The organism is Mycolicibacter heraklionensis (genome assembly GCF_019645815.1).
Lineage (GTDB): Bacteria > Actinomycetota > Actinomycetes > Mycobacteriales > Mycobacteriaceae > Mycobacterium > Mycobacterium heraklionense.
In genome coordinates this window covers 221,591-242,064 of record NZ_CP080997.1, presented here as the reverse complement: position 1 = coordinate 242,064, position 20,474 = coordinate 221,591, and the positions used below count along the sequence as shown (strand labels likewise).

Below are 20,474 nucleotides of genomic sequence, written 5' to 3'. Positions count from 1 at the left end.
GTCTCGACGTGGAGCTCACCGCGACCGAGATTGCGGCCGCAGTTCAGAGCGGCATGCTGACGGCCCGAGCCGCCACACAGCAAGCGCTGCACCGGATCGAGCAAACCCAGCCGGCCTTCAACGCGTGGCAGGTGATCCGCAACGACGCTGCGCTGGCCGAGGCGGACGCGATCGATGCTCGCGACGATCGCGGGTCGCTTCCGTTGGCGGGCGTTCCGATTGCCATCAAAGACAACATCGCCGTAGCCGGGGAACCGATGCGGGACGGCTCGCCGGCCACCAGCGCGGCGCCTCAACCAACCGACCACGAGGTCGTTCGTCGACTCCGCGCGGCAGGGGCCGTGATCGTCGGGCTGACGCGCGTGCCTGAGCTCTGCATCTGGGGCGCAACCGATTCGGCCTTCGGCGTCACCCGCAATCCCTGGAATCCGGAGCGGACGCCGGGTGGCTCGTCCGGGGGATCTGCGGCCGCGGTCGCATCCGGAGCGGTACCCCTCGCCGACGGAAACGACGGCATGGGCTCGATTCGGATCCCGGCCGCATGCTGCGGGTTGGTTGGCCTCAAGCCTGGTCGCGGCGTGGTGCCGGTCGGCGAGGCGCACACATCCTGGGGAGGGATGTCGGAGAACGGACCGCTCGCGACCACGGTCGACGATGCCGCGCTGATGTTCTCGGTCATGGCCGACGACCCCGATGCCGCGACGCTGATCCAGCCGCCCACCCTGCGGATCGCCGTGTCGACGTCGGCCCCCAGTCCCGCGACGCCGGTGGCACGCGGTTGGGCCGAGGCGGTCCATCGGACTGCCGATCTTCTTCGCGGTAGCCACCTCATTCGGTCCGCGACCCCGCGTTACCCGGCCACGCTGATGAGCACGACCGCGCTGGCGTTGTGGACGGCGGGAGCTGCGGCCGATGCACACGCCTCGACGAACGTCTCCTTGTTGGAGCGCCGCAACCGCATCCACGTGTGGATCGGAGACGCCGTCGAGAAGCGGGGACTTTCGAGCCCCCGGGGCCGCGAGGTGTGGCGGGAGCGCGCGTTCGACTTCTTCGCCGACACCGACGTCTTGGTCACGCCGACGCTGGCGCAACCGCCGCTCAGATCACGGCGTTGGGCCGAACGGGGCTGGCTCACCTCGCTGGTCGCCAACGCTCGCTACGCCCCGTTCGCGGCACCGTGGAACATGATCGGTTGGCCCGCGATGAACGTGCCCGCCGGACTCGATCGCCGCGGCCTGCCGGTCGGCGTGCAGTTGGTCGGCAAACCCGGGTCGGAGCGGACCCTGCTGGGCCTCGCCGCTCAAATCCAGCAGCTCCAACCCTGGCCGCGCACTGCTTAGGGGCGGCTGCTCAGACCACGCCGCTGACATAGCGACGTTCGCGTACGGCCGCCAGCACGGTATGCAAGCCCTCGGCGCTTTGCCGCCAGGAGAATTCGGCGCTGCGGGCCTGCGCCTTGGCGCCGAGCTGCTCGCGTAGCACCGCGTCCGCCAGCAACTGATGGAGTTGCTCGACCAGCTCGTCGCGGTCATCGACCAATATCCCGGTGACCCCGTCGACGATCGAGTCGGACAGCCCGCCGGAGGCCCGGTAGCCGATGGTCGGCACGCCGTGCTGGCCCGCCTCGATGACGGCCAGGCCCCAGCCCTCCTTGCGGGACGGCAACACGTGTACCCAAGCCTGGTGCACCAGTTCGTGCTTGGTGACCTCGTCGACGTGGCCGTGGAAGGTGACCGCGCCGGTGATCCCCAGCTCCGCGGCGTGCTCCACCAGCCGGTCGCTCCACCAACCGCCACCGATGACATCGAGGTGCAGACCGGGCACCCGGGCGCGCAGTGCCGCAACCGCGTCCAGCGCGTCCTCGATCTGTTTATGCGGCACCAGGCGGGACAGCACCACCACCCGCGGTGTCGGCGAGCGAGGGTGCGTCAGCGTCGCCGGTGGCGCCTCATCGAGGCCGTTGCGCACCACCGCGATGCGCTCGGGGCCCACTCCGAGCTCGATCAGGTCGCGCACCGAGGGCAATGACACCGTCAGGTATTGGTTGCGCCGGTTCAGCCACGGCGACAGCCTCGACTCCACCAGCCAGCCGATCCGGCTCAGCACCGGCCCGGCCACCGGCCACTGCTCGCGGTGGCAGTGGTGCACCAGCACCGCGACCCGCCGCCCGTAGGCCAGCCGGGCCAGAAACGGCAACCCGTTCTGGGTGTCGATCACCGCGTCGGGCCGCACCCGCCGCAGCTGACCGAGGCCGAACCGGGCCGCCACCATGGCCGCCCCCGCCCATAGGTACACGGTGTAGGGCCCGCCGCGCCGGTTGATGTGCACCCCGTCGACGACCTCGTGTTTGGGCGCGCCCGGGTAACGGGCGGTGCGCAGCGTCACCGCCACGCCGGCGGCGGCCAGCTCGGCGCCGATCCGCTGCAGGTAGGTCTCGCTGCCGCCGCCCTGCGGATGCCCGGTGTCACGCCAGCACAGCAGCAGGACCGAGCGGACAGCAGACACGCCGACCAGGGTAGTCGGCCGGTTCCCCACCCCGCCGAGCGTGAAGCCAGCTGCACGTTCGGCCCCCGGCGTGCGGCCACCGTCACGTTGGCCGAGATCTAGGCTGGCTCGGTGGCTGCCACCGAGAAGTTCGCGCGACGCGCGACGTTGGCCCGTTCGGTGCGCCTGCTGTCCCAGTTCCGCTATGAGCAGACCGCGCCGGCCCGGTTCTACGGTGCGCTGGCCGACGACACCTCGGCCATGGTCATCGAGCTGTGGCGGGGAGTGTGCGGCGACGATCCGGCCGGCAGGACCCTGCTCGACGTCGGCGGCGGGCCGGGCTACTTCGCCACCGCGTTCGCCGACGCCGGGCTGCGCTATATCGGTGTGGAACCCGACCCCGGCGAAGTCCACGCGATGCATGCGGCCCGGCCCTCGGACGCGACGGGCAGCTTCGTGCGGGCCTCCGGTATGGCCCTGCCGTTCGCCGACGCGAGCGTGGACATCTGCCTGTCGTCCAACGTCGCCGAGCACGTGCCGCGGCCCTGGCAGCTGGGCAACGAGATGCTGCGGGTCACCCGGCCCGGCGGGCTGGCGGTGCTGTCCTACACGGTGTGGCTGGGTCCGTTCGGCGGCCACGAGATGGGGCTGACGCACTATCTGGGCGGCCGGCGCGCCGCCGCGCGCTACACCCGACGGCACGGCCACCCGCCGAAGAACAACTACGGCTCGTCATTGTTCGCGGTGTCGGCCGCCGAGGGCCTGGACTGGGCCCGTCACACCGGCGCGCTGGTCGCGGCTTTCCCCCGTTATCACCCGCGATGGGCGTGGTCGATGACGAAGGTGCCGGGCATTCGCGAGTTCGGCGTGAGCAATCTGGTGCTGGTGCTACAACCGAGCTGATGGATTGACTGCAACGTGTTCTAATCCGTCCGCCGGCTCGGTAGGGTGGCGCCCATGACCGACTCCAGCATCACCGAATACGACACCCTCTTCATCGGCGGCAAGTGGACCGCCCCGTCCACCGATCGGGTGATCGAGGTTCACAACCCGGCGACCGGCGAGTATGTCGGCAAGGTGCCGCTGGCTGCCAAGGCCGATGTGGATGCGGCGGTGGCCGCCGCGCGCACCGCGTTTGACTCCGGGCCGTGGCCGTCGACCCCGCCGGCCGAGCGGGCCGCGGTGATCGCCGCCGCGATCAAGCTCATGGAAGAGCGCAAGGACCAGTTCACGTCGCTGCTGGGCGCCGAGACCGGCCAGCCCCCGCTGGGCGTCGAAACCATGCACTGGATGAGTTCCATCGGGGCGCTGAACTTCTTCGCCGGCCCCGCCGTCGACGAGGTCAGCTGGGAAGAGGTCCGCACCGGCGCTTACGGTCAGACGATCGTGCGCCGCGAACCGATCGGCGTGGTCGGTGCGATCGTGGCGTGGAACGTGCCGCTGTTCCTGGCGGTCAACAAGCTGGGTCCGGCCCTGCTGGCCGGCTGCACGGTGGTGCTCAAGCCCGCCGCCGAGACGCCGTTCAGCGCGAACCTGCTGGCGCAGACCTTCGCCGACGCAGGCTTGCCGGAGGGCGTGCTGTCGGTGGTGCCGGGCGGCGCCGAGACCGGCCAGGCGCTGACCTCCAACCCGGGCGTGGACATCTTCTCCTTCACCGGCAGCTCGGCCGTCGGCAAGGAGATCGGCAAGCGCGCCGCGGACCTGCTCAAGCCGTGCACGCTGGAACTCGGCGGCAAGTCGGCGTCCATCGTGCTCGAAGACGTCGACCTGGCATCGGCGATCCCCATGCTGGTGTTCTCCGGGATCATGAACACCGGTCAGGCCTGTGTCGCCCAGACTCGCATCCTGGCCCCACGCTCGCGCTACGACGAGATCGTCGAGGCAGTCAAGAACTTCGTCACCGCGCTGCCGGTCGGCCTGCCGGATGACCCCGGCGCCCAGATCGGTGCGCTGATCAGCGAGAAGCAGCGCGAGCGAGTCGAGGGCTACATCGCCAAGGGCATCGAGGAAGGTGCCCGGCTGGTCTGCGGCGGCGGCCGGCCCGAGGGTCTGGACTCCGGCTTCTTCGTCGAGCCCACCGTGTTCGCCGACGTGGACAACTCCATGACGATCGCCCAGGAGGAGATCTTCGGGCCGGTGCTGTCGATCATCGCCTACGACACCGAGGACGACGCGGTCGCGATCGCCAACGACTCGATGTACGGGCTGGCCGGCAGCGTGTGGACCTCGGACGTGCCGCGCGGGATCGAGATCGCCAAGAAGATCCGGACCGGGACCTACGGAATCAACTGGTACGCCTTCGACCCGTGCTGCCCGTTCGGTGGCTACAAGAACTCCGGTATCGGCCGGGAGAACGGCAAAGAGGGCGTGGAGCACTTCACCCAGCAGAAGAGCGTGCTGATGCCGATGGGCTACACACTGGACGCCTGATCGGGCATCGCCCGGATCGGCTCACCTTGCCGTTGCTGCAACGGTAAGCCCCTATACTGCCGTGCGTGGGCGTGCTGCTGTGGTTTGCACCCTGGGCGGTGTACTGGGTGCTGGCGGGAAATACGCCGCCAGTGATCGCCGCGGCGGTGGCGCTGGTTGTTGCGTGCGCTGTTTGGGTGAGCAGCCGCGAGTCGCCGGCACGCCTGCTGGGCATCGGAGCCGTTGCGACGTTCGCGGTGCTGGCGGTACTGCCGCTGGCGTTCACCGGGGCGCAGCGCTGGGTGCTGGCGCTGAGTTTCGCCGGACTGTTGGCGACGCTGCTCGCCGGCATGGCGCTGGGCAGGCCCGTGGTGGAAGCCGTCGTCAAGGCGGATCTGCGGGCAGGAGTGGCGCAATCCGAGCTGTTCGGTCCCGTCGTGAATCGGGTGACGTGGATCTGGCTAGGCGCTTTGACGGCGATGCTCGCCTCGGCGGTGATCCCGCCGATCGCCCTGGCCCATGCCGCGCTGCACAACACCCGTTGTCCGCTGATCTACCTGTGCTACTGGGTCATTCCGTTCGGGATCCTGGCCGCGGCGGTGATCGCCTCGCGCATCCTGTCGGATCGCATGACCGCCGGCTTCGGCGACGCGGTGCGCAAGACGAGCTTCGTCGCCTTCGTCGACCTGGAGATCGACCAGCTGTACTACCTGGCCACCGAACACGCCAACCGTGAAGTCGGCCCCGGCGAAGAGGCCTACAACGTCACCGTCGGCACCAAGGGAACACCGCTGTCGGGCGACGACACCCGGGTGTCGTGGCCGTCCACCTACAAGGTTCGGCAACGGCGCAGCTGAGTCGGAGAAGGCGCGGCTCAGCTCCGGAACAACCGCTGCCGGCGGCGATGCTCGATGCAGCGCCCCACCTGGGTGCGGTAGAAGTCTTCGTCGCGCCCGCCGGCGGTGTACAGCCGCGCGCCCAGCCGGTCCCGGAGCTCACCGAGATCCACCGGATCGGTGGTGGCGTTGGCCAGCACCCAGTCGACGGCGGCGTCGCTGCCCTGTTCCCGGCAGATCCGCTCGGCCTGTTTGGCCGCAGCGCGCTTGTGAAACCTGGCGAACCCGCGCCTGCTCCAGGCGCGCAACTCCAGGGCTTCCAGGTCGAGCAGTTCGCGCAACACCGACAGCGGCCCGTCCGGCACAGTCTTGAACGGTGCGGCGTCGACGAAGGTCAGTGCGCCGTCGGGGCGACGGATTTGTTCGACATCAGGCTCGACCACCACGGCCCCGCGCCCCTTGGCCAGCTCGTGGGCCCACCGGACGATCGCATAGCCCTGATCGGGTAGCCGGTATTTCCGGGTATGGGTGTGCACGGCGAGGCACCTTCGCTAGAACGCGTCCTCGGAGAGATCCATCACCGCGAGGTCTTCACTTTCCACGATCCGCCGATCCGCACCGAGCCGGGGTAACACGTTGGCCGCGAAGAACTTTGCCGCGGACACCTTTCCGCGGTAGAAATGCTGATCGTCGCCGGTGGCGCCTTGGTCCAGCGCACCCAACGCGATCTCGGCCTGACGCAGCAGCAGCCAGCCGATCACCAGGTCGCCGACGGCCAGCAGGAACCGCACCGACCCCAAGCCCACCCGATAGAGCTCCCGAGCCTCCTGTTGCGACCCGAACATGTATCCGGTCATGGCGGCCACCATCGCCCGCGCATCGTCGAGCGCGGCGGCCAGCAGCTTGCGGGAATCAGCCAGCTCCGGATGACCGTCGGCGCTGTCGAGGAATTCCTCTATCTGGGCCACCAGATGCCCCAGCGCCACACCGCGGTCGCGGGCAATCTTGCGAAAGAAGAAGTCCTGCGCCTGAATTGCGGTGGTGCCCTCATAGAGCGAATCGATCTTGGCGTCACGGATGTACTGCTCGATCGGATAGTCCTGCAGGAAGCCCGAGCCGCCGAACGTCTGCAGCGATTCGGTGAGGTACTGGTAGGCCCGTTCCGAGCCGACGCCCTTAACGATCGGAAGCAGCAGGTCGTTGACCCGGTCGGCCATCTCGGCGTCGGCACCCGATACCTGCGCGGCCACTTCGGGGTTCTGGTGGGCCGCGGTGTAGAGGTACAGCGCCCGCATTCCCTCGGCGTAGACCTTCTGCATCATCAGGGCGCGCCGCACATCCGGGTGGTGGATGATGGTCACCCGCGGCGCGGTCTTGTCGGTCATCTGGGTCAGGTCGGCCCCCTGAATGCGGGTCTTGGCGTACTCCAGCGCATTCAGGTAGCCGGTGGACAGGGTGGCGATCGCCTTGGTTCCCACCATCATTCGCGCATACTCAATGACGTGGAACATCTGCGCGATACCGTTGCGGGTGTCGCCGACCAGCCATCCTTTCGCCGGAATGCCGTGCTGGCCGAACGTCAGCTCGCAGGTGGTTGAAACCTTCAGTCCCATCTTGTGTTCCAGCCCGGTGACGAACACCCCGTTGCGCTCGCCCGGCTCCCCGGTCTCGGGGTCCGGCAGGAACTTGGGGACTAGGAACAGGCTGAGTCCCTTGGTCCCCGGCCCGGCGCCCTCGGGGCGGGCCAGGGTCATATGCATGATGTTCTCGAACATGTCGTCGGTGTCGCCGTTGGTGATGAACCGCTTGACGCCGTCGATGTGCCAGCTGCCGTCGGGCTGCTCGATGGCCTTGGTGCGGCCCGCGCCGACGTCAGAGCCGGCGTCGGGTTCGGTGAGCACCATGGTGGCGGCCCAGTTCCGCTCGATCGCCATGGAAGCCCAGTGCCGCTGCTGCTCGTTACCCAGCCCGTAGAGGATGTTGGCGAAGATCGGCCCGGCCATGAAGATGAACACCGCGGGATTGGCGCCCAGCGCCAGTTCGTTGATCGCCCAGGACACCATCGCCGGGGCCGGCACCCCGCCGACCTCCTCTACCAGGCCGATCCGAAACCACTCGCCCTCTTTCCAGGCCCGCAACGACTCCTTGAAGGGCTCCGGCAGCGTCACGTGGTGAGTGGCCGGGTCGAACACCGGCGGATGGCGGTCACTGGCGGCGAACGACTCGGCTACCGGCCCCTCGGCCAGCCGGGCGGCCTCGGCCAGCATCTGGCGCACGGTGTCGCCGTCGAGATCTCCGAATGCGCCGTCGGCCAGGCATTGCTCCAGGCCCAGTAGCTCGAACAGATTGAATTCCAGGTCGCGGACATTGCTCTTGTAGTGACCCATAGGTCCAGCATGCACCTGAACCATGCGCAGGTCGCCGGAATCGCGACGTTTCAGCGCACCCTAACGCACTACGTGCAATCCCCACTGGCGCAGGAAGGGATCCAGCAGGACGAAGTCGGTGGAGTAGTCGTCATCCACCGGTCCGCCCATCAGCAGACCGACCGCACTGACGGTGCCGTCCGGGTTGACCACGTAGCCGGGACTGCCGCTGTCGCCGATGGTGCTGTACACATCGGTCTCCACAAGGTTGCCGATGATGGCGCTGACCGGACCGCAGGTCTCACCGGTCTGGGCACCGGTCTTGCAGATGGTCATGCCGACGTGAATCTGATCAGCGGTCAGCACATTGGCCACCGGGTAGCGGCCAGCGACTTTGCCGTTGGGCCGGCCGGCGGCCGGGTCGAGCCGGATGATCGCGGCGTCCCGGTCTTCGCCGTTGTTCTCGCTCGCAGTGATCCGGCCCAGGGGTGTCTCGAAGACATCGGTCCACTGCGATCCGTCGTGCGAGTCGCAGTGGCCGCTGGTCAGCAGGTAGTAGTCGCCGTGGTCGTTCTGGGTGACGAAGCCCGCTGTGCAGCTGCTGCTGTCGTCCAGCAACTCGATGCCGGGCATCGGCCCGGCCGACGCGATGCCGGCGAACGCCAGTCCCGCGGCCGCCATCACGCCCGCCAACGCGATCCTGACCATCAGGTGTCCAGCACCGTCGCCACTTTGGCCTCGACGTCGCCCAGGCCGGCCAGATCGATGCCGAAGCGGTCGGTCAGAGCCGTGCACACCTGTGCGGCGTCGTCGAACCGGATCCGCTCGGTGCCGCCGCCGGCGTGGATGGCGAGGTTGCGACCGCGCAGGTTCCAGCGGGCGTCGTCGGTCACCAGCGCCGCACTGAGGCCGACGACAAAGTTCGACTCGGGGTAGGTGGACACGTACCAACTGCCCACCTGCATGTCGATCAGCGGCCGTGGCTGAAGTCCCAGGATGTACAGCGGCCGCCAACGCTCGCCGATCAGCGTCTCCAACACGTACTCGTCCGCGTCGCTCCCGCGCTCACGCAGCCGGAACGGCTCGTGGGAGGTCTGTTGAACATCGCCGGGGACCATCGGGATCGGTGCCGTCGGCGTCTGTCCGCCGAAGCCCACGTCGACGAGATATCGCTGGTCCGACCCCGGAATCGTCACCGCCAGGGCCTGATGGGTCTGAGGATGCGGCGGCCCGTCGAGTCCCTGCGGGCTCATCCACACCACCCGCCCGGCCAGCCGGTCGGCTCCGAATCCGAGCTCACACAGCACCTCGCGCATCAGGTTGTTGTGCTCGTAGCAGTAGCCGCCGCGGCGGCGCGCCACCAGCTTGGCCGCCAGTGCCGCCGAGCCGAGATCGATCACCGGCACCCCCATCAGGGGGTCGAGATTCTCGAACGGAATGTGGCGGACGTGCGCGGACACCAGGGAGGTGAGCGTCTGAAGCGTCGGCTCGGTGCCATGGCGATAGCCGATGCGGTCGAAGTACCCCTGCAGGTCGATGCGGAGCTCCCCTCGGCTACTCGGAACAGTGCGCTGATGGTATCCAGCACCGGGTCCAAGCCGGTAACATGGGCAAAACTAGAACACGTTTCAATTGAGGGGGCCACGGTGGACACGCCGGACAACGACTGGTCGGACGACCTTCCACGGCCCATTACAAAGTGGGACCCGGGTCTGACCGAACGGGTGATGGGCCTGCTACGACCGTTCATCAAGGGCTACCACCGTGCCGAGGTGCGAGGCTTGGAATCGTTCCCGAAGGGCGGCGCCCTGGTGGTGTCGAACCATTCCGGCGGCCTGTTCGCGATGGACGTCCCGGTGTTCGCCACCGGCTTCTACGACACCTTCGGCTACGACCGTCCCGTCTACACGCTCAGCCACGACCTGATCTTCACCGGTTTCACCGCTGACTTCTTCCGCAAGACCGGGTTCATCCCCGCCAACCACGCCAACGCCGACGAGGCCCTGCGCTCCGGCGGCGTGGTGGTGGTCTTCCCGGGCGGTGACTACGACGTCTACCGGCCGACGCTGGAAGAGAACAAGATCGACTTCGGCGGCCGCAAGGGCTACATCCGCGCCGCGATCAACGCAGGTGTGCCGATCGTGCCGACAGTCGGGATCGGTGGACAGGAAAGCCAGTTCTACCTGTCCCGCGGCACCGGGCTGGCCAAGGCCCTGCGGCTGGACAAGCTGATGCGGGTCAAGATTCTGCCGATCTCGTTCGGCTTCCCGTTCGGCCTTTCCGCGGTGTTGCCGGTCAACCTGCCACTGCCCACCAAGATCGTCATGCAGGTGTGCGAACCGATCGACATCATCGCGGAGTTCGGCGAGGACCCCGACATCGACGTGGTCGACGCGCACGTGCGCACCGTCATGCAGGAGGCGCTGGACAAGCTCGCCCGCGAACGCCGTCTGCCGATCCTGGGCTGAGCGGCATGGGCCTGTTCGACTCGCTCAATCGGGCCGGCTCGATGCTGGTGACCTTCAGCCGGGCCGGACTGTTGGCGCCCATGCGCCCGGACAAATACCTGCGGATCGCGGCCGCGGCGGCCGCTGAGGGCGGCACCACCACCACTGGGATCGCCATGGCGGCCCAGCGGTGCGGCGACCGCGCGGCAATCATCGACGAACACGGCACCTGCACCTACGCCGAACTCGACCGGCGCTGTAACGCGCTGGCCGCCGCCCTGCAACGACTGCCCGGCCGGACACCCCGGGCGATCGCCCTGATGTGCCGTAACCATCGCGGCTTCATCGAGGCGCTGGCGGCCGCGAACCGGATCGGCGCCGACGTGCTGTTGCTCAACACCAGCTTCGCCGGGCCGGCGTTGGCCGAAGTCGTCGCCCGTGAAGGTGTCGACCTGATCTTCTACGACGAAGAGTTCACCGCGGCAGTGGATCTGGCGGTGCCGGCCGACTCGGGGCGCACGCGGGTGGTGAGCTGGACCGACAACGACGTCCCCGGCCTGACCGCAGACGAGTTGATCGACGCCAACGCCGGACGCCGACCGGCCAAGGCGTCCCGGAGCGGCAAGCTGGTGATGCTCACCTCCGGAACCACCGGCACCCCCAAAGGCGCACGACGCTCCGGCCGCGGTGGGGGCGGAATCGCGGACCTACAAGCCATTTTCGACCGGATTCCCTGGCACACCGAGGAAACCGTGGTCATCGCCGCGCCGATGTTCCACGCCTGGGGTTTCTCCCAGCTGGCGCTGGCGCTGACCATGGCCTGCACGATCGCCACCCGGCGCAAGTTCGACCCCGAAGCCACCCTGGCGCTGATCGAGTCGAACCAGGCGGCCGGACTGTGCGTGGTGCCGGTCATGTTCGACCGGATCATGGCGCTTACCGACGAAGTCCGGAACCAATACCCTTGCACATCCCTGCGGTTCGCGACGGCATCCGGTTCACGGATGCGCCCCGACGTGGTGACGGCGTTCATGGACGCGTTCGGCGACGTGGTCTACAACAACTACAACGCAACCGAGGCCGGCATGATCGCGCTGGCGACTCCGGAAGACCTGCGCTACTCCCCCGACACCGCCGGCCGCCCGGCGCCGGGAACCGAGATCCGGATCCTGGACGCTGATTTGGCCGATGTTCCCGCCGGGGCGACCGGGCAGATCTTCGTCCGAAACTCCTCGCAGTTCGACGGCTACACGGGCGGTGACTCGAAGCTGTTCCACGATGGTTTCATGGCGTCCGGCGACCTGGGCTACTTCGACGACACCGGAAGGCTTTCCGTGGTCGGACGGGACGACGAGATGATCGTCTCCGGGGGTGAGAACGTCTACCCGATCGAGACGGAGAAGGCGCTGACCAGCCATGCCGCGGTCGCCGAGGCCGCCGTTCTCGGTGTCGACGATGCCGACTACGGACAGCGCCTGGTGGCCTTCGTGGTGTTGGCGCCCGGCGCTGCGGCCACCCCCGACGAGCTGAAGCAGCATGTCCGGGACAACCTGGCCGGATACAAGGTTCCGCGCGACATCACAATCCTGGATGCGTTGCCGCGCAACAACACCGGGAAAGTCGTGCGCCGGGAACTGCAGGCGCTGGCGGCGAGCGACTGAGCTCTCGTCAGGCCGGCGCCATCGCTGTCTCGACGGTCGTCAGCTGCTCGGAAAGCCCAGCCGCGCGGCGGATTTCGACAAACTCGTTGACCAGTGCGCTGGTCACCTCGTGCGGGTCGTCGACGGTGGCGCCGTCGGTCAGCACCGAGATGTTGAGCTGATCCACGTAGCTCCACACGGTGATGTTCAGGCCACTGCCGGCGGTCAACGGCCCCACCGAGTAGATCTCGGTGACCAGCGCGCCGCCGACCCGGCCGCGCTCCCGTGGCCCCGGCACGTTGGAGATGTTGAGGTTGAGCACCTTGTTCTGCCCGTCCTTACCCGACAGCCACCGGAACAACGACTCCGCCGGCGCCGGCGGCAGGTACGCCGACCACCGGCTGACCAATTCCGGCCCCACCAGGTGGTGGGCTTCCTTGGCCAGATCGGCCGCCTCCCGGGCTTTTACGACCCGCTCCCGAACGTCGGCCACATCGACCGGCAACGCGACCAGCACCCCGGAGAACCGGTTGCCGGAGATCCGGTCCGGGGAGAAGTCGAAGCTCATCGGCACCGACGCCAGCAGCGGGTGATCCGCCTTCCCGTCATACCGCAGCAGCAGTGTGCGCAGCGCCCCCGCCGAGATGGCCAGCACCAGGTCGTTGATGGTGACACCCAACTGTTTGCTGGTCGCCTTGATGTCGGCCAGCGCCAGCGTGGCGGTGGCGAACCGGCGTTCCGGGGTCAGCACGTGATTGAGGAAGCTCGGCGGAGGGGTGAACGGCCGGGTCAGGTCCGCGGAGAGTTTGCGGCTGCTGCGCCGGACCCGGCCGATGCCGGCCGCGGTGTAGCCGATGGTTGCCGGGATCTTGCCCATCTGCCGGAAATGGTCGCGGAACGCCGACCGCACCAACTGCCCACCGGTGGGGGCGGGATCGGTTTCGTAGGAGTCGCGTTCGACCTGCGAGCCGGCCACCAGATCCATGCCGCGGGCCATCAGATTCGCCGAAGCGATCCCGTCGGCCAGCGCGTGGTGGATTTTGCCGACCACCGCGATCCGGTTGTTTGCCAAACCCTCGATGAAGTACATCTCCCACAACGGGCGGCTACGGTCCAGAGGTGTGCTGGCGATCTCGCCGATGGCCTCATCGAGTTCGCGGCGGCCACCCGGCGCGGGCAGCGTCCACGGGCGAATGTGATACGCCAGGTCGACTTCGCAGTTCTCCCGCCACATCGGGTGGTGGAACTTGCCGGGGATGTCCACCAGCTGGTATCGGAACGGGTCCAGCTTGTAGAGCCGGCCGTGGATCACCCGCCGGAAGGCCTCGACGTCGAACCCGTGCCGATCGGCGTCCAGCTCGATCACCGCGATCTTGAGCGTGTGCATGTGCACGTTCGCCGTCTCGCTGTACAGCAGGACCGCATCCCAGCCGGTGAGCCGCTTCACCCCATTCCCCTCGCCATGCACGGACCATACCGTGGCATGCGGGGTCAGATGATCTGTTTGCTCCCGACCGTGGTGCGGTCGCGGTGAATCTGGTTGAGGAACAAACCGATTGCCGTGCTCATCGCACCGGTGCGCGCCCCGTCGGTCATGTCGAAACCGTGCCCCGCTCCCGGCAGCTCCAGGTACCCGACTTTGGAACGCGACACCGCCCGCAGTCGGTCGGCGAAGGTACGAGCCTGCTGCACCGGGATGACGGTGTCGGCGCTGCCGTGCACGACCAGGAACGGCGGCGCATCCGGATGCACCCGCGCGATCGGGGAGGCCTGCCGGTAGATGTCCTGATGACGCCGCATCGACCGGCCGACCACCACCCGCTCCAGGAAGTCGACGAAGGCGACCCGTTCGGGGGTGGAGCGGTCCTCCCAGTCATAGCGGCCGTAGATCCCCACCACGGCGTCCACCGAGGTGTCCCCACCGGCGGGCAGTTCGTCGGCGAAATCGGAGTCGCTGACCGCGCTGCCGGTCAGTCCGGCCAGGGCGGCCAGATGCCCGCCGGCCGAGGCGCCCGCCACGGCCACGAAATTGCGGTCACCGCCAAATTTGTCGACGTTGGCGTGCGCCCAGGCAATCGCGGTCTTGACGTCGACGATGTGGCTCGGCCACCGGTTGTGCGGCGCGACCCGGTAGTCGATCGACAGGCACACCCAGCCGCTCGCGGCCAGGTGCGAGAGCAGCGCATACCCCTGCAGCATGCGGCTGCCGTGCACCCAGGCACCACCGGGAACGTAGATCAGCACCGGCGCCGGGCCGTCCGGCAACTCGCGGGACCGCCAGACGTCGAGTACCTGCGCGGGGTCGCTGCCGTACTGCACACCGGAGCGATAGATGTGCCGACGGTGCTGCCACGCCTTCACCACCGGCGGAGCCTGTTCCGGTTCGGGCCAGTCGATGTCGAGGTCGGCTGCCGAGACCACCCCGCGCAGCGCGGCATCGCTGACGACGTGGGTCTGCTCGCGCTCCTGCTTGCGGGCGGCAGCGGCACCCGGAGCCAGCCAGGACTTGGCGGCGCTGGAGAAGAACTCCGGCATATGGCGAGTGCCCCATACCCCCATCGCGGTCATCCCGCCCAGAGGCTCCAGGTGCTTGCCGACCACCGGCAACGACGCTGAGGCAACGCTGAGCGCCAGCAGGTAGTCGGCCGTCCGGGCTCGCCTCAGCCAACGCAGCCGGCCGGCCAGGTTGAGTCCGGTCTCCGGGGTCTGCGATCGTCCCGTCATTGGCGCAGGGTACCGCGTTTGGGGCCGGAGGCGACCGCAATCGGGTGGGTTGACGACGTCGCCGATCCGGCGCCGGTAATACTGAGCCGATGGTAAGCAGCGGGTTCCATCCAGATCTGCGCAGAACTGCCCGATTCCTTCCGCGTGGCGGGATCGGGCGTCGGACCCTGCCGGTGCTGCAGACACTCACCGGGATGCAGGGCCGGCGCACACCCGGCGACGTCGAGGTCTTGGGCCTGCCCTCGGGAGCCGGCGTCCGGATCTTTCGGCCGCCGAATCGCCCCACCGAGCCGGGACCGGCACTGCTGTGGATCCACGGTGGCGGCTACGTCATCGGCACCGCCGCCCAGGATGACCGCCTCTGCCGCCGGTTCAGCGCGGAACTGGGTGCCACGGTCGCGTCGGTGGACTACCGATTGGCGCCGCAGAATCCCTATCCCGCCGCGCTGGAGGACTGCTGGGCGGCGCTGACCCAGCTCGCCGAGCTGCCCGGAGTCGATCCGGCCCGGATCGCGATCGGCGGTGCCAGCGCCGGCGGCGGACTCGCCGCCGCCCTGGCGCAACTGGCTGCCGACCGCGGCGAAGTCTCCCCCGTGCTGCAACTGCTGGTGTACCCGATGCTCGACGATCGCAGCGCGGCGCTGCCGGCCAATCGGAGTTACCGCCTGTGGAATCCGCGGAGCAACCTGTTCGGCTGGACCGCATATCTGGGTGACGCGGATCCCCAGATCGCGGTCCCGGCCCGCCGTGCCGACCTGCGCGGGCTGGCACCGGCCTGGATCGGGGTGGGCACCTTGGACCTGTTCCACGACGAGAATCTGGCCTACGCGGAGCGACTGCGGCAAGCCGGTGTGCCCTGCGAGGTCGAGACCGTTCCCGGGGCATTCCACGGGTTCGACCTGTTGCTGCCCAAAGCCGCAGTCTCGCGGGCGTTCTTCGCCCGCCAATGCGAGGGCTTGCATAACGCCTTCGGCCGGAAGGCCTGACCCGTGGCCGGCTCCAGCCCGGAGGAACTGCGGGCACTGCGCGGCGCGGTCGCAGAGTTGATGGCCAAACGCTCACCCGACGACGATGTCTGGTCAGAGTTGGCGGCTATGGGCCTGCTCGGGCTGTTGGTGCCCGAGCAGTACGGCGGCGCCGGCGCTGGATTGGTCGAGGTAGGCGTGGTAGCCGAGGAGCTGGGCCGGGTCCTGTTCTCCGGCCCGTACTTGTCGACGGCGGTGCTTGCGGTCAATCTTCTTGTGGCAGTGGATGACCCGGCACAATACGATGCGGTGCTGCCGGCGATCGCTGCCGGGCGCACCCGTGTCGCTGTCGCCTTCGCCGAGGGCGATTCGACCCGGCCACCCGCGGCACCGGCCACCGTGGCCCGCGGCGGAGCCACCCCGCTGATCTCCGGCGAGAAGCGGTTCGTGCTCGACGCGGACACCGCCGATCTGATCTACGTGCTGGCCGGCGCCGGGCACGGACCCGGAATCTTCGCCGTCGACCCGGCCGGCCCGGGCGTGACGGTGGAACGGCTCACCACGGTCGATCCCTCCCGCCGGTTGTGTCTCGTCCGGTTCTCCGATGCCCCGGCCACGCCGGTCGGCTCGGCCGGAGCCGGCGTCGCCGCATTGACCGCCGCGCTCGACCGTTCCGCGGTGGCGCTGCTCGGCGAGCAGGCCGGCGCCGCCCGGTTCACGATGGAGATGGCCCGCGACTACGCCAAGACCCGCTACCAGTTCGGCCGTGCCATCGGCAGCTTCCAGGCAGTCAAACACATGTGCGCCGACATGTTGCTGGAGGCCGAGTCGGCGGTGACGGCCGCTCGCCATGTGGCTGCGGCCGGCGCCGACGGCTCTGCCGACTGGACCGCGGATCTGGCACTGGCCCAAGCCTATTGCTCGGATGCATTCGTTTTTGTGGGCGCCACCAATATTCAGGTGCACGGCGGAATCGGGTTCACCTGGGAACATCCCGCGCACCGGTATCTGCGCCGGGCGCGCAGCGACGCCCACCTCTTCGGCAGCCCGTCTTGGCACCGGGAGCGCTACCTGCAAGAGATCGGAGCGTGAGATGACGCTGCCCGCAGACGACGACGCGCTACGCGGTGAAGTCCGCGACTGGTTGGCCGCCAACTGGGCACCCGGCACCGATCGGGCCACCTTCGCCGCGGCGATGCTCGCCGCGGGATGGACTGCACCGAGCTGGGAGCCGGACTGCTACGGCCGCGGCCTGACCGACCGTCAATCCCGCCTGGTGGCAGCCGAATTCGCTGCCGTCGGCGCTCCCGGAACCGGGCACGACCGGGCCGACTTGTTCGCCTGCACGATCCACGACCGTGGCTCCGATGAGCAGAAGCACAGGCTGCTGCCCCCGGCGCTGCGCGGCGAGACCAAGTCCTGCCTGCTCTACAGCGAACCCGGCGCCGGATCGGACCTGGCCGGTCTGCGCACCCGCGCCGAGCGGGACGGTGACGACTGGATTATCAACGGGCAGAAGGTCTGGACGTCGTTCGCGACCACCGCCGACTACGGCATGCTGGTGGCGCGCACGAACCCGGACGTGCCCAAACACAACGGGATCACCTTTTTCATGCTGCCGATGCGCCAGCCCGGCGTGGAGGTCCGGCCGATCCACCAGATCACCGGCGAATCGGAATTCAATGAGGTGTTTCTGACCAACGCCAGGGTTCCCGACGCCAACCGGATCGGCGAACCGGGCGAAGGATGGTCGGTGCTGCAGGTGGCGCTGGGCTACGAGCGGCGGCTGATGGGTGATGTCGCGCGCACCGCACGTCGCAAGGAGAAGTCCAGCGGCCTCGTGGAATTAGCCCGCGACGCGGGTTGTCTTTCAGATTCCCACATCCGCCAGCAGATCGCCCGCATACAGGCGCTGACGACGGTGAACCGATGGAACAATCAGCGCGCCAAGACCAGCCGCGACCGCGCCGAGTCGGCCACCCTGCTGGCACTCGGCAAGATCGCCATGTCGCGCATCCTGCACGAGACCGCCCGGGTCCAGACCGAGATCGTCGGCGTCGAGTCGATGCTCAGCGGTCCGGACAATCCGGTCGGCGACGCGGTGACCTTCCGGGCGCTCAACGCCTACTTCACCTCGATCGGCGGCGGCACGGACCAGATTCAGCGCAACATCATCGGCGAACGGGTGCTGGGCTTGCCGAAGGAGCCCGACCCCTATCGCGACGCCCCGTTCCGGGATCTGCCGCACTGACCGCGCGCACTCTCGCGAGCGTGCGTGTCGCCGGCCGACACGCCGCGAAAATCCCGTAACTGTGCACGCCCGCGCTCAGCCGTGAACGTGCGTGGTTGTACACAAGACCGCGGTGTGTCGTGCGCTAACACGCACTCTCGCGCAAAGGGAACTGGACCTCAGAACTGCAAAGCGGTGAAACGCCAGTCCAATACCTGGCGATCCGGTTCACCGGCGGCACCCACGGCGTAGACCAGCGACCGCAACTCCAGCACGCTGTCACGGGCGGATTCGATGTGCAGTTCGCTGTAGAGGGTGTCGCCTTCGTGGACCGGCGCGGTGTGATCGCAGGATTGCCAGCCCAGCACGGTGACCAGGTTCGGCAACAGTCGGGATGCCTGCGCCAGCGCCAGGCCAATGGTGTGCCCTCCGTAGACCAGCCGCTGCCCGGCGACCCGCGAATCATGGTGGGTGGCAGCGATGTTGAGGGTCAATCGAGCCAACTCCGGCGCGGAGGACACCACGTCGCCGGTGCTGGTCAGCACCGTACCCGCAAGACCCGGGTCGAAATGCGGACCCGGTACCCGCTGACGGAACTCCGCGGCGTCCCACTCTGCGGTCACGTCCGGCGGCGCCGCGAGCCCTGCACCGATGGCAGACAGGTCATCGCTGTGGCCGGTATCGGAAGCATCAGGCGACAGCGGCAGCATCGCGCAGCGGTAGAAGTCGAGCACCAGCCGGTCCACCTGGTCGATGGTGGTTACCCGCAGTGCCACCAAACCGGTGGGCTCGCGCCCGGGCTTGGCTGAATTCTGCTTCAGACCAACGACTTCCGTACGGGTAAACAGGGTATCGCCGATCAGCGGATACCGAAAGAAGGCCAGGCCCCGATAGAAGAGGTTGGCCTTGACCCGCCGGGTGACAACCGTCGACTGTCCGATCGCCACGTCGCAGACCAGTCCGGGGTGGGCCAGCGGCGTCGTCGCCCCGGTCACCACCCGGGACAACTCCGCGTCCAGCGGCAGTCGAAGGCGGTCGCCGAGGATCGCCTGGTGCAGTGCGGCAGCACCGGCCGTCAGCGTCATCGCGGGGGCCGCGTCGAATACCTGGCCGACACGCAATTCGTCGAAGTAGGGCCCATCGGTCATCTGAAAATCCTGGCATACGGTGGACCGATGAACCACGAAGAGTCGATTCTGGTCGAGACCGTGCGCCAGTTCGTCGACCGCGAGGTCAAGCCGACGGTTCGCGATGTCGAACACGCCAACACCTACCCACGGGCGTGGATCGAACAGATGAAGCACCTCGGCATCTACGGTCTTGCCGTGCCGGAGGAATACGGCGGAACACCGGTATCGATGCCGTGCTACGTCCTCGTCACACAGGAGCTGGCGCGCGGCTGGATGAGCCTGGCCGGGGCGATGGGCGGCCACACCGTCGTCGCCAAATTGCTGACCCTGTTCGGTACCGACGAGCAGAAGCAGCAGTACCTGCCGGCCATGGCCACCGGAGAGCTGCGGGCCACCATGGCGCTGACCGAACCCGGCGGCGGCAGCGACCTGCAGAACATGACCACGGCCGCCCTGCCGTCCGGTGACGCGCTGGTGATCAATGGAGCCAAGACCTGGATCTCCAACGCCCGCTATTCCGGGCTGATCGCGCTGCTGGCCAAGACCGATCCGAAGGCCACGCCGCGGCACCGCGGGATCTCGGTGCTGTTGGTGGACAACCCCATTGCCGGACTGACGATCTCGCGGGATCTTCCGAAGTTGGGCTACAAGGGCGTCGAGAGCTGCGAGCTCAGCTTCGACGGCTGCCGGGTGCCGGCGACGGCCGTGCTCGGAGGTATCCCCGGCAACGGGTTCGCCCAGATGATGAAGGGCCTGGAGACCGGTCGCCTCCAGGTCGCGGCGCGCGCGTTGGGGGTGGCCACCGCCGCGCTGGAAGATGCGCTGGCCTACGCCCAGCAGCGGGAGAGCTTCGGCCAACCGATCTGGAAGCATCAAAGCGTGGGCAACTATCTGGCGGACATGGCCACCAAACTGACAGCCGCCCGCCAACTCACCCGCTATGCCGCCGAACGTTACGACAGCGGGCAACGCTGCGACATGGAGGCAGGTATGGCCAAGTTGTTCGCCTCGGAGGCCGCGATGGAGATCGCGCTGAACGCAGTACGCATCCATGGCGGCTACGGATACTCCACCGAATACGACGTGGAACGCTACTTCCGGGACGCCCCACTGATGATCGTCGGCGAGGGCACCAACGAGATCCAGCGCAATGTGATTGCGGCGCAACTGGTGGCCCGCGGCGGGATCTAGCCGGCGCGCCGGTCGGGGCCCAACGAAAAACACCCCGCACGGTTGTGCGGGG

Annotated in this window: 18 protein-coding genes; 10 read left to right on the top strand and 8 right to left on the bottom strand. The window is 68.2% G+C overall.

The window, feature by feature from the left end:
* The first annotated feature begins 8 nt into the window (after positions 1–8).
* The gene (locus K3U94_RS01160; protein ID WP_230987340.1) at positions 9–1,340 is read left to right on the top strand and encodes an amidase; all 1,332 of its coding nucleotides are present in this window, start codon (positions 9–11) and stop codon (positions 1,338–1,340) included.
* 10 nt (positions 1,341–1,350) lie between these two features.
* Here K3U94_RS01160 and K3U94_RS01155 read toward each other — a convergent pair whose 3' ends face one another.
* Positions 1,351–2,505, bottom strand: coding sequence for a glycosyltransferase family 4 protein (locus K3U94_RS01155; RefSeq protein WP_047320521.1), 1,155 nt, complete (start codon positions 2,503–2,505; stop codon positions 1,351–1,353).
* A 111-nt stretch (positions 2,506–2,616) separates the two neighbouring features.
* Here K3U94_RS01155 and K3U94_RS01150 point away from each other — a divergent pair, with 111 nt between their 5' ends.
* From K3U94_RS01150 to K3U94_RS01140, 3 genes are all read left to right on the top strand, one after another.
* A complete protein-coding gene (locus K3U94_RS01150) occupies positions 2,617–3,387 on the top strand; it encodes a class I SAM-dependent methyltransferase (protein ID WP_220695303.1) in 771 nt (256 codons plus the stop codon).
* A 54-nt stretch (positions 3,388–3,441) separates the two neighbouring features.
* Positions 3,442–4,914: an aldehyde dehydrogenase gene (locus K3U94_RS01145; RefSeq protein WP_220695302.1), complete on the top strand. Its 1,473-nt coding sequence runs from the start codon at positions 3,442–3,444 to the stop codon at positions 4,912–4,914.
* Positions 4,915–4,979: 65 nt separating this feature from the next.
* Positions 4,980–5,750, top strand: a complete 771-nt coding sequence (locus tag K3U94_RS01140; protein ID WP_220695301.1) for a hypothetical protein — start codon at positions 4,980–4,982, stop codon at positions 5,748–5,750.
* Positions 5,751–5,767: 17 nt separating this feature from the next.
* Here the strand turns inward: K3U94_RS01140 and K3U94_RS01135 are convergent, their stop codons facing one another.
* The 4 genes from K3U94_RS01135 to K3U94_RS01120 are packed head-to-tail and all read right to left on the bottom strand — an operon-like array spanning position 5,768 to position 9,633.
* Entirely contained in the window at positions 5,768–6,265 is a 498-nt protein-coding gene (locus K3U94_RS01135) for a hypothetical protein (RefSeq protein ID WP_220695300.1), read from the bottom strand.
* A 15-nt stretch (positions 6,266–6,280) separates the two neighbouring features.
* Positions 6,281–8,116 (bottom strand): acyl-CoA dehydrogenase, encoded by a 1,836-nt coding sequence (locus K3U94_RS01130; RefSeq protein ID WP_220695299.1) that lies wholly within the window; start codon positions 8,114–8,116, stop codon positions 6,281–6,283.
* A gap of 60 nt (positions 8,117–8,176) precedes the next feature.
* On the bottom strand, positions 8,177–8,803 hold the full coding sequence (locus tag K3U94_RS01125; RefSeq protein ID WP_220695298.1) for a S1 family peptidase: 627 nt from the start codon (positions 8,801–8,803) through the stop codon (positions 8,177–8,179).
* A complete protein-coding gene (locus K3U94_RS01120) occupies positions 8,803–9,633 on the bottom strand; it encodes an arylamine N-acetyltransferase family protein (protein ID WP_220696614.1) in 831 nt (276 codons plus the stop codon). Before K3U94_RS01120 ends, K3U94_RS01125 begins: the two co-directional genes overlap by 1 nt.
* Before the next feature lie 189 nt (positions 9,634–9,822).
* Here K3U94_RS01120 and K3U94_RS01115 point away from each other — a divergent pair, with 189 nt between their 5' ends.
* Positions 9,823–10,563, top strand: a complete 741-nt coding sequence (locus tag K3U94_RS01115) for a 1-acyl-sn-glycerol-3-phosphate acyltransferase (RefSeq protein WP_230987676.1) — start codon at positions 9,823–9,825, stop codon at positions 10,561–10,563.
* A 5-nt stretch (positions 10,564–10,568) separates the two neighbouring features.
* Complete coding sequence (gene fadD12 / locus K3U94_RS01110; RefSeq protein WP_220695297.1) at positions 10,569–12,203, top strand: acyl-CoA ligase FadD12; 1,635 nt, start codon at positions 10,569–10,571, stop codon at positions 12,201–12,203.
* A gap of 7 nt (positions 12,204–12,210) precedes the next feature.
* Here fadD12 and K3U94_RS01105 read toward each other — a convergent pair whose 3' ends face one another.
* Both K3U94_RS01105 and K3U94_RS01100 read right to left on the bottom strand, forming a co-directional pair.
* Positions 12,211–13,629, bottom strand: a complete 1,419-nt coding sequence (locus K3U94_RS01105; RefSeq protein ID WP_220695296.1) for a WS/DGAT/MGAT family O-acyltransferase — start codon at positions 13,627–13,629, stop codon at positions 12,211–12,213.
* A gap of 44 nt (positions 13,630–13,673) precedes the next feature.
* Entirely contained in the window at positions 13,674–14,906 is a 1,233-nt protein-coding gene (locus K3U94_RS01100; RefSeq protein ID WP_220695295.1) for an alpha/beta hydrolase, read from the bottom strand.
* Positions 14,907–14,995: 89 nt separating this feature from the next.
* Here K3U94_RS01100 and K3U94_RS01095 point away from each other — a divergent pair, with 89 nt between their 5' ends.
* From K3U94_RS01095 to K3U94_RS01085, 3 genes are read left to right on the top strand one after another with little or no spacing between them, the layout of a single operon-like run.
* Positions 14,996–15,892: an alpha/beta hydrolase gene (locus K3U94_RS01095; RefSeq protein WP_220695294.1), complete on the top strand. Its 897-nt coding sequence runs from the start codon at positions 14,996–14,998 to the stop codon at positions 15,890–15,892.
* A 3-nt stretch (positions 15,893–15,895) separates the two neighbouring features.
* Positions 15,896–16,963 (top strand): acyl-CoA dehydrogenase family protein, encoded by a 1,068-nt coding sequence (locus tag K3U94_RS01090; RefSeq protein ID WP_230987338.1) that lies wholly within the window; start codon positions 15,896–15,898, stop codon positions 16,961–16,963.
* A gap of 1 nt (position 16,964) precedes the next feature.
* Positions 16,965–18,122 (top strand): acyl-CoA dehydrogenase family protein, encoded by a 1,158-nt coding sequence (locus K3U94_RS01085; RefSeq protein ID WP_047321424.1) that lies wholly within the window; start codon positions 16,965–16,967, stop codon positions 18,120–18,122.
* Between the two features lie 158 nt (positions 18,123–18,280).
* Here the strand turns inward: K3U94_RS01085 and K3U94_RS01080 are convergent, their stop codons facing one another.
* Entirely contained in the window at positions 18,281–19,249 is a 969-nt protein-coding gene (locus K3U94_RS01080; protein ID WP_220695293.1) for a MaoC family dehydratase, read from the bottom strand.
* A 27-nt stretch (positions 19,250–19,276) separates the two neighbouring features.
* Here K3U94_RS01080 and K3U94_RS01075 point away from each other — a divergent pair, with 27 nt between their 5' ends.
* A complete protein-coding gene (locus K3U94_RS01075; RefSeq protein ID WP_220695292.1) occupies positions 19,277–20,422 on the top strand; it encodes an acyl-CoA dehydrogenase family protein in 1,146 nt (381 codons plus the stop codon).
* Positions 20,423–20,474: the final 52 nt, after the last annotated feature.